This is a genomic window from Chloroflexus sp., from assembly GCF_034435895.1.
Classification (GTDB): domain Bacteria; phylum Chloroflexota; class Chloroflexia; order Chloroflexales; family Chloroflexaceae; genus Chloroflexus.
In genome coordinates this window covers 1-12,400 of sequence record NZ_DAOTWH010000115.1, presented here as the reverse complement: position 1 = coordinate 12,400, position 12,400 = coordinate 1, and the positions used below count along the sequence as shown (strand labels likewise).

At 58.4% G+C, this 12,400-nt stretch carries 14 protein-coding genes; 2 read left to right on the top strand and 12 right to left on the bottom strand.

Annotated elements, in window-relative coordinates:
* Positions 1-185: 185 nt before the first annotated feature.
* From U9R81_RS06785 to U9R81_RS06745, 9 genes are all read right to left on the bottom strand, one after another.
* Positions 186-1,310, bottom strand: a complete 1,125-nt coding sequence (locus tag U9R81_RS06785) for a GGDEF domain-containing protein (RefSeq protein WP_322494749.1) — start codon at positions 1,308-1,310, stop codon at positions 186-188.
* Positions 1,311-1,628: 318 nt separating this feature from the next.
* The gene (locus tag U9R81_RS06780; protein WP_322494748.1) at positions 1,629-2,150 is read right to left on the bottom strand and encodes a GGDEF domain-containing protein; all 522 of its coding nucleotides are present in this window, start codon (positions 2,148-2,150) and stop codon (positions 1,629-1,631) included.
* The gene (locus tag U9R81_RS06775) at positions 2,047-2,559 is read right to left on the bottom strand and encodes a hypothetical protein (RefSeq protein ID WP_322494747.1); all 513 of its coding nucleotides are present in this window, start codon (positions 2,557-2,559) and stop codon (positions 2,047-2,049) included. The genes U9R81_RS06780 and U9R81_RS06775 overlap by 104 nt, the downstream gene beginning before the upstream one ends.
* Entirely contained in the window at positions 2,560-2,766 is a 207-nt protein-coding gene (locus U9R81_RS06770) for a hypothetical protein (RefSeq protein WP_322494746.1), read from the bottom strand.
* 252 nt (positions 2,767-3,018) lie between these two features.
* The gene (locus tag U9R81_RS06765; protein ID WP_322494745.1) at positions 3,019-3,645 is read right to left on the bottom strand and encodes a cyclase family protein; all 627 of its coding nucleotides are present in this window, start codon (positions 3,643-3,645) and stop codon (positions 3,019-3,021) included.
* Positions 3,590-4,753, bottom strand: coding sequence for an ABC transporter ATP-binding protein (locus U9R81_RS06760; RefSeq protein WP_322494744.1), 1,164 nt, complete (start codon positions 4,751-4,753; stop codon positions 3,590-3,592). Before U9R81_RS06760 ends, U9R81_RS06765 begins: the two co-directional genes overlap by 56 nt.
* On the bottom strand, positions 4,731-5,435 hold the full coding sequence (modB, locus tag U9R81_RS06755; RefSeq protein WP_066783415.1) for a molybdate ABC transporter permease subunit: 705 nt from the start codon (positions 5,433-5,435) through the stop codon (positions 4,731-4,733). The genes U9R81_RS06760 and modB overlap by 23 nt, the downstream gene beginning before the upstream one ends.
* A gap of 6 nt (positions 5,436-5,441) precedes the next feature.
* A complete protein-coding gene (gene modA / locus U9R81_RS06750) occupies positions 5,442-6,215 on the bottom strand; it encodes a molybdate ABC transporter substrate-binding protein (protein WP_322494743.1) in 774 nt (257 codons plus the stop codon).
* A gap of 202 nt (positions 6,216-6,417) precedes the next feature.
* Positions 6,418-6,990: a PadR family transcriptional regulator gene (locus U9R81_RS06745; RefSeq protein ID WP_322494742.1), complete on the bottom strand. Its 573-nt coding sequence runs from the start codon at positions 6,988-6,990 to the stop codon at positions 6,418-6,420.
* A 414-nt stretch (positions 6,991-7,404) separates the two neighbouring features.
* Between U9R81_RS06745 and U9R81_RS06740 the strand changes: the two genes are divergently transcribed.
* Positions 7,405-8,202 carry a molybdopterin-dependent oxidoreductase gene (locus U9R81_RS06740; RefSeq protein ID WP_322494741.1) on the top strand — a complete coding sequence of 266 codons (798 nt, stop codon included), beginning with the start codon at positions 7,405-7,407 and terminating at the stop codon, positions 8,200-8,202.
* Between the two features lie 46 nt (positions 8,203-8,248).
* On the opposite strand, the gene U9R81_RS06735 is transcribed toward U9R81_RS06740, so the two are convergent.
* From U9R81_RS06735 to U9R81_RS06725, 3 genes are all read right to left on the bottom strand, one after another.
* On the bottom strand, positions 8,249-9,868 hold the full coding sequence (locus U9R81_RS06735; protein WP_322494740.1) for a glycine--tRNA ligase: 1,620 nt from the start codon (positions 9,866-9,868) through the stop codon (positions 8,249-8,251).
* Between the two features lie 316 nt (positions 9,869-10,184).
* Positions 10,185-11,084 carry a tyrosine recombinase gene (locus tag U9R81_RS06730; RefSeq protein ID WP_322494739.1) on the bottom strand — a complete coding sequence of 300 codons (900 nt, stop codon included), beginning with the start codon at positions 11,082-11,084 and terminating at the stop codon, positions 10,185-10,187.
* Positions 11,085-11,165: 81 nt separating this feature from the next.
* The gene (locus tag U9R81_RS06725) at positions 11,166-11,351 is read right to left on the bottom strand and encodes a hypothetical protein (RefSeq protein WP_322494738.1); all 186 of its coding nucleotides are present in this window, start codon (positions 11,349-11,351) and stop codon (positions 11,166-11,168) included.
* Between the two features lie 112 nt (positions 11,352-11,463).
* Here U9R81_RS06725 and U9R81_RS06720 point away from each other — a divergent pair.
* A partial coding sequence (locus U9R81_RS06720) for a diacylglycerol kinase family protein (RefSeq protein WP_322494737.1) occupies positions 11,464-12,400 on the top strand: 937 nt, incomplete at its 3' end.

Here is a 12,400-nt window from a genome sequence, read left to right as displayed (position 1 = left end):
CTTGTTCAGCGTAGTGGCTATTATAGCATCGATTGCAGATGCATCTGATCCGTTGTCTCGCTGTTACGTCAATTGACGGTAGATCATCAAACCCACCCTCACGATCGCAGACAGAAGCGTGGTTACACTATCTCGCTATAAACGGGAGGCAAGTGCTGGCTTAGGGTAGATCTATTGCGGTTTTTTCACACAAACGAAGGAGACAGTTCAGCGCCAACGACCCGGTTACGTCCGGTCGATTTGGCCTCATACAGAGCAGAATCCGCTCGCGCCAGCAGACTGGTCTGATCGTCGCTGGGGTGATGTTCGGCCAAACCGAAACTCGCTGTGACAACGCGATCGCTAAGCCCTATGCGCCCCATTATCTGATGGCGCAAACGATCAGTAAGCTGCTCAGCTTCTGCGAGATGCGTGCAGGGCAGCAGCAAGAAAAACTCTTCGCCGCCCCACCGCCCAACGAAATCGGTCGAACGGATGGTCGTGCGCGCCAAACGCGCCATCTGGCGCAAGATCTGATCGCCACCTTCGTGGCCATAAGTGTCGTTGATCTGCTTAAAGTGGTCAATATCCCACAAACAGATCGTAAATGGTTCGCCGTACCGTTGATAGCGCGCAATTGCTTCTTGCAACACCTGTTCACAACGCCGGCGGTTGGCCAAGCCGGTAAGCATATCGACAAAGGCCCACTCTTCCATCAGCTCATACTCGATCTGCAACCGCTGGGTCTGCGCCCGGTAACGGCTGACAATATAGATAAAGCACAGAAAGATCGCGCCCATGCCATACACTTGCAACGAGCGCAACCCCGGTTCGAGCGGTTCGTGCGGCATGCTGAACAGGATTTGGCCACCCAGAATGATCACCGAGAGACCGTACAAACTGGTGACTATCAGCACACTGGCCCGATGACGGAAGAGGTGAAAACCGAGCGTGCAGATCATGAGCAAGAACCAGATATCATCATTAACGGTCTGCTCCCAGCGCAACGCGAGGGTTTGGCCGAGCAGCGGCGGCACGATGCCGTTGAATAACAACGACTCGGCAGCGAAGACGATAAACATCAGCCGTTCCACGGTCGTTAATTTGCCGCGCCGGGTGGTGACGAGCCAAACCACAAAGAGGGAAATCGCGATCAGAAAGAGATCATTAACAATATAGACGAGACGCACAACGAGCGGCTGAGTATGATCAAGGCTTTGCTTGACAATATCAATTGCCACCATCAAGACACCCAGCGAACCAGCGATCTGGTAAGTGCGGCGACGTTGCTGGTCGAAGCGTCCGCGTTCTTGTTCGATGACCGTTTGCATAGTAGACAGGGGCTTCGTCACCGCAGCAATGATGAGGGATAGAACCTTCGCCAATGCTCCGCCAGCGAAGCAGTGATAAGAGAACAAGGCATCTTTACAACGTGCTAGCGTCAAACCACGAGAACCCAGCGAAAAGATTCTCTTTCATCATACTCGACTGAGGTTGCTTTTGGTAAGAAATCATCCGGATCTTTTGCCCAAAAGCTGGGTGTTCCCCCGGCAACGATCCGCTCGGCAAACCCTGCCATCCGTAGACCCTCGCTCGCGACGCGACGAACCAGCCGTTGCCGGCGTGCTGCCTACTATAGCGAGCGCCTATTACAAGATCGCAATAGGCTGGCTCGCCAGCGGCGGATGCGCCCGCACATGATTACGCCCGGCAGCTTTGGCAGTGTACAGAGCCGCGTCAGCGCGCGCCAAGAATCCAGCCGGATCATCATCACCCCGGTATTCAGCCACGCCAAAACTGGCCTTCACCAGACGATCGCCAACCACCACCTCGGCCATCACCGCGCGCCGCAACCGCTCGATCAACTGCATTGCCGCACCCAAGCGGGTATGCGGCAGCAGCAAGAAAAACGCTTCCCCGCCCCACCGGCCAACCACATCAGATGCGCGAATCTTGGAACGGGCCAACTGGGCCATCTGGCGCAACACCTGATCACCCACCTCGTGACCGTAGACGTCGTTGATCTGTTTAAAGTGATCAATATCCCACAGGAAAATGGTGAATGGTTCATCGTACCGCCGGCAACGCGCCATCGCTTCTTGCAACGCCTGCTCGCAGCGACGCCGGTTGGCGATCCCGGTCAACCCATCGATGAGCGCCCACTCTTTCATCAAGGCATACTCGGTTTGCAACTGCTGCGCCTGCGCTCGATCTCATGACGTAGATAAAGCCCAAAAACACCGCTACCGAAGCGTACACTTGCAACACCCGCCACCCCGGTTCAAGATTAATGCCTTGCAGGCTGGCGAATACCATCTGGCCACCCACAATCGCCACCGAAAGGCTATAAAAACCGATCGTAAACGCCATCGCGATGCGGTAGCGAAGTAGGTGAAAGGCGAGCGCGCACACCACCATCATCAACCAAATATCATCCTTGACGGTCTCATGCCAGCGTTGCGCAAGAGTCTGGCCAAACAGCGGCGGCAGCAAACTATTGAATACCAGCGAATCGAAGGTAAACAAGAAGAAGGCGAGCCGTTCGAGGAAGGTAAGTTGATAGCAGCGCCGCGAGAGCATCTAAACGAGCGCCAATGCACCTGTCACCATAACCAGATTATTGGCGAGATGCACCAACCGCTCTACCCACGATCGGCAGAGATCAGCGGACAGAATGGCAAACGCATCAATCGAGATTAAAACCACACTAAGCAGACCAGCGATCTGGTAAGTACGGCGACGTTGGGGTTCAAAGTGCTGAATCGCCTGTTCGAGCGTATCCTGCATGGCAAAAAAATGTTGAAGAGGCGTTGCAAGGCAACGTCTCTATCATATTCGTACGTTGCATCTACAACAAAAACCACTATTACTAGAGATGAAGCTAGAGAAATGAGTGGTTAACACCGTTTACGCACAAGAATAAAAATCTCTTCTTATATTGCAACTCAAGACATCTCACGACGCAAACAATCTATTGCGCCCAACTATCATAACATGAACTAAATCGATTTTGAATAGCTTTTTTGGTTAGGAAATAGTTTACGTTTCGCGCCAAGCCAGCACGCGCGCCGGTGCGCCGTCGGCATGTACGAGGGGCAGAGGGAGGAAAGCGAAGGTATAACGGACGCCGGATTCCAATGCGGCCAGATTGCAGAGGTTTTCGGCAATGAGGATGTTATTCCCTAATAATGCAACATGGGCGGTATCATTGCCGTCAACAGTCGAATCGACGCTGAAGGCATCGATTGCTACCAGCGTGACACCTGCATCAACCAGCGCCTGCGCCAATCCGGCGCTCAGATACGGGTGGCGAGCATATTCATCTGTTCCCCAATACGCTTCCCAGCCGGTGCGGATAACCACCATCAAGCCCGCCGGCAACGCCATGCCGGCCAAGACTTCTGGCCCGATCGGCGCATTGGCCGCATACCCGCGGGCATCAATCACGTTCCCCGGCCCGACTAGCCGCTCAGGCGGAATCGCATCAATTCCGGCGCCATCAGCAAAACGATGGCGCGGCGCATCGAGATGGGTGCCGCTGTGGGTGCCTAAGTGCAGCGCACTGATCTGCCATGGCGGGCTAGGCAGCGGCGTGATCTGCACCGGCGGATCACCCGGATATACCGGCATGCCGGATGTGATCGGACGGGTGAGATCGTAGATCATGCGTGGTTTGGCTGGTTTCTGGCACAATGACGACGCTTTCGGGGTGAATACTTAGCTGCACCTCATTCCCTACCGCCGTATCGAGATCCGTATACGCGGTATAGGGATGGGCCATCTCTAGCATCACTCCCCCAACCGCAACGTGCAACTGAAACAACCGCCGGCCCGGCCGCCACTCGACAATCCGGCCCAGCAGCAGATTGTGATCGGCAAACCGAGTCAGCGGACGATCAGGGTAGACGAGCCAGATCTCTTCGGGCCGGATGAAGGCCGTGACCGTCGCTCCCAGCGCCGGCAGTTGCGGCGGCAGCGCGGCAGCAATCCGCCATCCCTGCCAATCGAGCCAGACCCGATCGAGGTCAATGCCAATCACGCGCGCTGTGATCAAATTGGCCATCCCCAACACCCGCGCCACCCGCACATTGGCCGGATACCGGCAGACCTCGGCCAGCAGCCCGATTTGCTCGATCTGGCCCTCGCGCACAACCGCGATCCGGCGCCCAACGGCAAAGGCGTCATCGAGATTATGAGTGACGTAGATCACGATCAGACCGCGCTCGGTCTGTAAGGCGCGTAGATCGGCGTGCAACTGGTCGCGCACCGGCTGGTCAAGCGCCGAAAATGACTCGTCAAACAAGATGACCGGCGAATCGGTCGCCAAAGCGCGCGCAATCGCTACCCGCTGCTGCTGCCCGCCCGACAATTCGTGCGGTTTACGCTGGGCCAGATGGGCCAGATGCATGCGATCGAGCAGCTCGTGAGCGCGACGACGGGCCTGCGCGCTATTGCCTAACGGAAACGCGACATTCTCCAGCGCCGTCATGTGCGGGAAGAGGGCGTAATGCTGGAAGACATAGCCGATCCGGCGCCGGCGCGGCGGCAGGTTGATCGGCGTTTCGCCGAGGCGCCGGCGAAACAATGTCGTATCGCCAAGGCTGATTATGCCCTCATCCGGCGTCATCAAGCCGGCAATCGCCTGCAAGGTCTGCGTCTTGCCCGCCCCCGACGGCCCAAACAGTACGAGGATCTCGGCTTCAACCTGAAACTGCATCCGCAGCGTCAGATGATCAAACCGGCGCCTGATATCAACGAACAAGCGCGGTTGCATCGGTTTCCTCCTGCCTCGTGATCTGCGTTGCAGCCGGCGCCGGGCGCGGACGTTCCAGTTGGCGCACCCACCATAAGCCAACAAAGGCAACCGCAGTCATGACCAGCACCATCAAGTTGGCGTCAGCGTACCGTTGCGCTTGCACTGCATCATAAATCGCGATCGGCAAGGTCTGGGTGCGTCCGGGGATATTGCCCGTCACCATCAAGGTAGCGCCAAATTCGCCCAGCGCCCGCGCGCCTCCCAACACGATGCCGGCCACAATCCCGCGCCGGGCCAGCGGTAACGTGATCCGGACAATAATCCGCAGTTCGCCGGCCCCCAACGTGCGCGCCGCTTGTTCAAGCCGCGGATCAACGTTTGCTAGCGCGGCTTTGCTGCTCTGGATCATCAGCGGCAACCCTACCACCACCGCCGCCACCACTGCCGCCGGCCACGAAAACAAAATACGGATCTGAAACCATTCCACAAGCGGACTACCCCGCCCCAACGCTAGCAGCAGATAATAGCCGATCACGCTCGGCGGCAAAATCAATGGTAGCATCAAGAGCGTCTCCACCACAATTCGTCCGGGGAACGCGGTACGCGCAAGGAACAATGCAATCGGCAAACCGATCACAACGATGAAGAACGTTGCCAAGACCGTCACCTGCAATGACAGCCACAACGCCGGCCAATTCATACTCCGCTACCTCTCGTTGGGCAAGATGAAATAATACTTGCTCATGATCTCGTGCCCTTCCGGGCTGCTTACAAAATTCATAAACCGGCGCGCAGCCTCACGCTGCTTTGAGCTGGTCACAATCGCCGCCATCTGAATCAGCGGGTAATCGGGATGCAATTCTGCCGGAATCAGCACCCAATGGCCATTGCTCTGCACGCTCAGCGAGAGAGCGACAATCGCTGCTTCGACATTGCCAGTATTGGCCAGCGTCAAGGTTTGGGCCACATTCTCGCCAAACACCAGCCGGTCTTTGATCTGCTCCCAGATTCCGGCCCGTTCCAACGCCTCACGCGCCGCCTGCCCATACGGAGCGTGTTCGGGGTTAGCAATTGCAATCCGCCGATAGGCCGGATCGAGCAGATCGGTGAGCTGTTGTGGTTGCAACGGCTGATCGGCCCGCGTCCAGATTGTGATCCGGCCTTGAGCGTAGATGGCCATTGATGATACATCTACCATGCCTTTCGCGGCGAGATCTTCGACAAAACTCTTGTTGGCGGCGTAAAACACATCAAACGGCGCGCCGCGCTCGATTTGTTGGGCGAGCTGGCCAGTCGAACCGAAATTGAATACCACCTGAATGCCGGTGCGTTCGGTAAACAGCATCCCAATCTCCTGAAACGCCGGGGTGAGATCAGCCGCCGCTGCGACCGTGATCTCAGTAGCTGCGGTTGCTTGGGGTGTGCTACACGCGGTTAACATCCAGAGCGCGAAGAGGAGAAGACTGAACGATCGAATCATGATGTATATCCTGTTAGCGTTCAACAACCTCTGCCAGCGTTTGTTGAAGAGCAGACAGAACGTTTAATCGAGTACAACCATTCATCGCTATGCAATGCCTCAACGCTCAATTCTCCGCTCCCCTCTCCCACTGGTGTGGGAGAGGGGCAGGGGTGAGGGCCAGCAGCCCGCGCAGCGGGCTTCGTAAGCCAAGCCCGGCCCTTCAGGGCCGGGCGCCGGACAGATGTTCTGCTCGCTCTTGAACCAACGTCTGCCGGCATCCCTCTAACCACGCCAACACTGCCTGCAACTGGCCCGTTCGATATTGCAACACTACCCGTTCAAACGAATCGGCCGGCAGCGCAGCGATCTTGATATCGTTCTCTGCCAGCCATGTTTGGCAACAAACGATTTGCCGCACCAATAATTGCGTTGCTGCCGCAACCCCTTCACGCCGGGCAAAGTAGTATTTGGCTAAAAACTCTAACCGGATATCACGGCCATGCGCTACCGGCGTGCTTAACCATTCGGTAAAAATCGCTTCACCCTGCTCGGTCAACGAGAAGATTTTGCGCGGTGGCCGGCTGCCCTGTCCTTCAAGATGGCAACGGAGATACCCCTCTGCTTCGAGCCGATCAAGCACGGCGTAGAGGTGGCTTTGCTTGATCCGCCAAATGCACCCCAACCCATCGCGCGCTTGCGCCTGCTGAAATAACTCATACGGGTGCATGGGTCGCTGCCGCACGAACCCAAGCAGAGCTAGCTCAATGGTAAGAGGCTGTTTCTGTGAAGGCATCACCCACCCGCTCGCCGCCAATCGCTGCAGTTGCGCAATCACCACAGCGACATAACTCGGTCTCGCCGCAGTATGTCCAACCACTAACCGCCCAGCTCCTGCACAACACTGTTGTTACGCTTTGAATACTCATAGTATGAGTACTATACCGTACCCTTTCACTACTCGTCAAATTAACCGGCATGGCTAAACGTTTTGTAGTCTTAACGCCAGTGATTGTCATCATTTTTGCAGCCGGCGCCGCTATACTGCCGGTAGTTGACCAAGCACTCTACACCAACGGATGCTCGTATGTCACTTGAGACGCTCCCGTTCACCTCGCCAATCTAATCGCTGGTCAAGGACAACCGGCTCCGCCAGCGCTCCACCCACCCGCTGATCCTTGAACCGCCACTCGCGATCCTCGACGCAGCGGTGACGAACATTGAGCACTTCTTTGCGCGTAACCGGCAACTGATCCCAGACCTGAGCCCGGCCAGTTGGGAATTGACGATTGACGGGCTTGTCCGGCATCCGCTGGTGATTGACTACGACGACCTGCTCCACAAACCGGTCAGCAGCTTCTTTGCCGTGCTCATTGGGCGCGACGACGGCAACGACCGCTACGCAGCGATTGCCAACGCCGAGTGGATTGGCGTTCCGGTTGCCCTCTTGCTGGAAGCCGCCGGCGTCAAGCCGCAGGCGGCCTTTGCCGCCTGTTGGAGCTATGGCGAGCAGCCGCTGGTACGCTATGTTCCCCTTGCTAAGCTCTGGCAAGATGCGATGCTAGCGTATGCGGTCAACGGCCAGCCGCTGCCGGCGCTGCACGGCGGACCGGTACGGTTGGTTGTGCCCGGCTGGGCCGGCGCGTACTGGATGAAATGGATCGAGCGGATCACGCTGATTTCAGCCGAAGCAGCGCCGCCCGCAGCGCACTGCGATGGTTCGTTAGCCATTGACTGCCGGCTGTTCAACCTCGGTGAGGTTCTCCAAGGCGATAATCATCAACCGCTGCGCGGAGTGGCATGGTCGGCAGGGCAGGGTATTGCCCGCGTAGCGTTAGCGCTTGACGACGGACCGTGGCATGCAGCCACCCTTGCGAGCGATCTCGGCCCGCGCGCATGGCGGCAATTTAGCTATCACAACCCGGCGGGCATCAGCGCGAGCCGCCGGTTAGCAGTGCAGATTACCGACAACACCGGCCAGACCGCGGTGTACCATTGGCTCTTGTAGCGCCGCACTGCCTTGACGCCGCACAGCAGTGCGGCGCTACAAGTGACTATGCGCGGAGCTTCTCGCGGAGATATGCTTCAAGTTCGGCGATCGGCACCCGCTCTTGGGCCATCGTATCGCGATCGCGCACCGTAACGGTTTCGGCCAAGGCCGGATCTTTGCCCTGCCCGATCGTGTCGAAATCGACCGTAATGCAGAACGGCGTGCCGATCTCGTCTTGCCGGCGGTAGAGTTTGCCGATCGCGCCGGTGTCGTCGTAGACGGTGCGCATGTCGCCGCCAAGCTGCAACCGGCGGCGCACCTCTTTGGCGGTGGCGACCAGTTGGTCGTGGTTGCGCTTGAGCGGGAAGACCGCCGCTTTGATCGGGGCCAGCCGCGGCTTGAACCGCAACACCGTGCGGTAATGCTCGTCGATCAGCGGTTGGGCTTGGCCGCGCAGTTTCTTGCCCACCTCAATCTGATCCACTCCCGGCATCGCCAATAACTGCTCGACTTCCGGCAACCGCTCGGCCAACGCTTGGCCGAGTTCTTCACCCCGCGCCAGAATCGCATCGCGCGCTTCGGCGCTGATCTTTTCGCTGCGACCCACCGACTTGAGGAACGATTGCAGCGCTTCGCCAACCACGGCCAGCTTGTCAGCCGGCAAGGCCTTGGTCAGCTCTTCGGCATACCCCTCGCACAGCACGGCTAGCATCGCGCGCCCCACCCCTGCCGACGGCTCAATCACATACGGCACCACGTGCCGGCCACTAGCCTGATCGAAGTAGGTCAGGCGGGCAATGCTATCCTCGTTGCGATTGACGCGCGCGGTTAGATTGAGCTGGTCTTGATCTTTGCTGTGCGAGCCAAGATCGTAGTCGGTGCGATTGGCGATCCCCTCAATCTCTTGCACGCCGATATTGGGATAGTCGTACATCAGATCGAAGGTGCGTTTCGAGTAGTGGGCCAGCTCATCGGCGGGCACATCGTAGATCGTGATCCGGCTGCGCGGAATACCGATTTGCTCCCACCATGCCAACCGGGACTCAAGCCAGCGCTGGTGCCACTCTTCATCGGCGCCGGGCATCACGAAATACTCGATCTCCATCTGCTCGAACTCGCGCACCCGGAAGAGGAAGTTGCGCGGGTTGATCTCGTTGCGAAACGCTTTGCCGACTTGGGCAATCCCAAACGGCAGCTTGCGGGCCGTCGTCGTCAGTACATTGGCAAAATTCACAAAAATGCCCTGCGCAGTTTCGGGGCGCAGATACGCGAACGAGCCGCTATCGGCCACCGGCCCGATCTGGGTACGGAACATCATGTTAAACGGGCGCGGCTCGGTCAGATCGCGCGAACCGCAATTGGGGCAAACGCCGTGGATGTGGTCGGCGCGCCAGCGCATCTTACACACGCGGCAATCAACCAGCGGATCGTTGAAGGTCTCCTCGTGACCAGAGTACTTCCAGACCAGCCGGTTCATCAAGATCGCGGCATCTAACCCCTCCATATCATCGCGCTCGTAAACATTCGTGCGCCACCAATCGGCGATGATGTTGTTTTTCAATTCAACCCCGAGCGGGCCGTAATCATACACCCCCTGCAACCCGCCATAAATCTCGCTGCTGGGAAAGATAAAGCCGCGGCGCTTGGCCAGCGCCACAATCTGGTCGAGTGATGTAGCCGGCACAGCGATTCCTCCTTCGCACACAATAAAAAACCGGGCGAACATGTCGCCCGGGGACGCATCACACCTGACGCGCGGTTCCACCCCAGTTAGCGGCCCGAGCCGCTCACCTCAACGCCAATTCCGGCTCCCCGGCGCCGTTCCGCCATTCTGAGCCGCCGGGCTCGCACCGTCCCCAGCTCGCTGGGCGCTCATCGCGACGTACTCCTCCGGTTCATCGCCAACACTGAATGAGTATAGCATAGGCCGGCAGGGCGCGCAAACACCTCACGCGAGCCACCTCGGCCTCGCCGCGATAACCCTGCCCGGCGGTGTACCATTACGAATGATGGGCATGGCCGTTATTGGCCGCATTCGATGGCGGCGTTTCTCCGGCCAGATGGGTATAAATCTGCGTGGTCGCAATCGAAGCGTGGCCCAACCGTTCTTGCAACTCGCGCAAATCAACCCCGCTGCGCAATTGGTGAGCGGCAAAGGAATGGCGCAACATATGCGGCGTCAAATCATGCATACCCACCTGTTCGGCATAACTCTTGAGAATGAGCCAAAATCCTTGCCGGGTCAACCGCTTGCCGCGATGATTGAGGAAGAGCGCTTCATCATCGCTGCTCGTCTGGCGAGTCAACTGCGGACGCGCGATATCGAGATACTCTTCCAGCGCCGTCACCGCCGGATCGCTCAACGGAACCGTGCGTTCGCGGCCCTGCCGGCCCAAACAGCGCACGGTTTTGGCATCAAAGGCGACATCATCAACATTCAGCGCGACCAACTCACTAACACGCATCCCGGTTGCGTACAGCACTTCGAGCATCGCCTTATCGCGCAACCCTTCGGGGGTGCCATTTTGCAGCGGCAACTCCAGCAACTCATCAACCTGATGCTGGGAAATTGCCCGCGGCGGGAAGCGATCGACGCGCGGCGCATCGAGGTGTTCGGCTGGATCGTGGCTAATGAGGTTTCGTTCCCGCAAGAAGGCGAAGAACGACTTCACCGCCGCTAACCGGCGCGCAACCGTCGAGTTGGCGTACTTTTTCTCTTTGAGGTTGAGTACAAAGGCCATCATCGCCTCGGCGTCAACATCGGCCCAGCGTTCGATCCCGCGATCCTGCAAGAAGCTGCACAACTGATCGAGATCGGTTCGATACGCTGCGGTTGTATTGGCCGACATGTTGCGTTCATCGGCCATATAAGCGAGAAATTGCGCTACATACTGGTTCATGCGTCTGCCCGGTCGTTGATCGCCGCCTGTGTAGCGGTTTGCGTAGCGATTATGGTACTGGAAAGATGGCGGCGTGTCAATTCAGAAACAGCAGCTCTCCTTACAGCCACAGTGCCGGCAGCGATAACATCCGGCCCAGAGGCGCATCTGCGCCTGACAAACTGGGCATTCGCGCTCATCATCATCAACGCTGCGCGGGCCGGCGATCACCAACGGGGCCGGCTCCTCCGGCGCTGGCGGGATTGGTTCTGGCTGCAACTGGCTCATTGGCATCTCCTCCTTCGCCCGCCTATTGTACCATGCATTGCCGGCTGGCAATAGCGCCGCGCATGGATTCTGCTATACTGACCGTAGCCTGATACACAGAGAGCACACTTGCATGCGCACATTGATTGTCTTTAACCCAACCGCCGGCCATGCCGGGCAGTTGGAAGCCGAACTTGAGGCAGCCGCTCAGGTCTGGCGGGAACAGGGATGGACGGTTGATTTTCAGCCGACCAACGGCCCCGGCGATGGCCGTTGCCTTGCCCGGCAGGCTGCCGCCAACGGCTATGAGTTGGTGGTGGCCGCCGGCGGCGATGGTACGATCAATGAGGTTGTGAATGGTCTCGTCGGGAGCCAGACGATGTTGGCGACGTTGCCGCTGGGAACGATGAATGTTTGGGCGCGCGAATTGGGGTTGCCCCTCCAACCCCGCACTGCTGCGCAGACCATGCTGGCGTGGTCGCCGCGCACGATTGATTTAGGCCGCGCCGGCGACCGCTACTTTCTGTTGATGGCCGGGATCGGGTTTGACGCAGCGATTACAGCGAATGTCCGCCCCGACGAAAAGCGACGGTTTGGCGCCTTTGCTTATGTGGCCCGCGGCATCGAAGAAGTGATGCGGATTCGCGGCACCCGCGCTCGCATCGTGCTCGATGGTCGCCTAATCAAGGCGCGGGTGTTAATGATTGTGGTCGGTAATTCGCAACTGTACGGCGGGCTAGTCAAGATTACCCACCGCGCCAGCATTGATGACGGCTTGCTCGATGTGTGTGTGATTAAAGGCGATAATGGGATTAACGCGATCGGCCACCTCATCGCGATCTTGCGCCGCCGCTTCAGTCTCAATCCCGCCATCGCTTACTACCGCGCGCATACGGTCGAGGTCATTACGCGCCCGCCCTTGCCGGTACAGGTTGACGGCGATCCAATCGGGACGACGCCGATGCGCTTTTCAGTGGTGCCAGCGGCCTTGCGCGCGCTCTTGCCGCCCGACTTGCCCGACGACCTGATCCAGCAACCGCCGCCCAGCGCGTACCGGTGGCCGCAACGCC

Bases quoted from the DNA above. Each gene is read 5' to 3' on its own strand.
- U9R81_RS06785 (WP_322494749.1), bottom strand. From the start codon at position 1,310: ATGCAAACGGTCATCGAACAAGAACGCGGACGCTTCGACCAGCAACGT.
- U9R81_RS06780 (WP_322494748.1), bottom strand. From the start codon at position 2,150: ATGAAAGAGTGGGCGCTCATCGATGGGTTGACCGGGATCGCCAACCGG.
- U9R81_RS06775 (WP_322494747.1), bottom strand. From the start codon at position 2,559: ATGCTCTCGCGGCGCTGCTATCAACTTACCTTCCTCGAACGGCTCGCC.
- U9R81_RS06770 (WP_322494746.1), bottom strand. From the start codon at position 2,766: ATGCAGGATACGCTCGAACAGGCGATTCAGCACTTTGAACCCCAACGT.
- U9R81_RS06765 (WP_322494745.1), bottom strand. From the start codon at position 3,645: ATGATCTACGATCTCACCCGTCCGATCACATCCGGCATGCCGGTATAT.
- U9R81_RS06760 (WP_322494744.1), bottom strand. From the start codon at position 4,753: ATGCAACCGCGCTTGTTCGTTGATATCAGGCGCCGGTTTGATCATCTG.
- modB (WP_066783415.1), bottom strand. From the start codon at position 5,435: ATGAATTGGCCGGCGTTGTGGCTGTCATTGCAGGTGACGGTCTTGGCA.
- modA (WP_322494743.1), bottom strand. From the start codon at position 6,215: ATGATTCGATCGTTCAGTCTTCTCCTCTTCGCGCTCTGGATGTTAACC.
- U9R81_RS06745 (WP_322494742.1), bottom strand. From the start codon at position 6,990: ATGCCTTCACAGAAACAGCCTCTTACCATTGAGCTAGCTCTGCTTGGG.
- U9R81_RS06730 (WP_322494739.1), bottom strand. From the start codon at position 11,084: ATGAACCAGTATGTAGCGCAATTTCTCGCTTATATGGCCGATGAACGC.
- U9R81_RS06725 (WP_322494738.1), bottom strand. From the start codon at position 11,351: ATGAGCCAGTTGCAGCCAGAACCAATCCCGCCAGCGCCGGAGGAGCCG.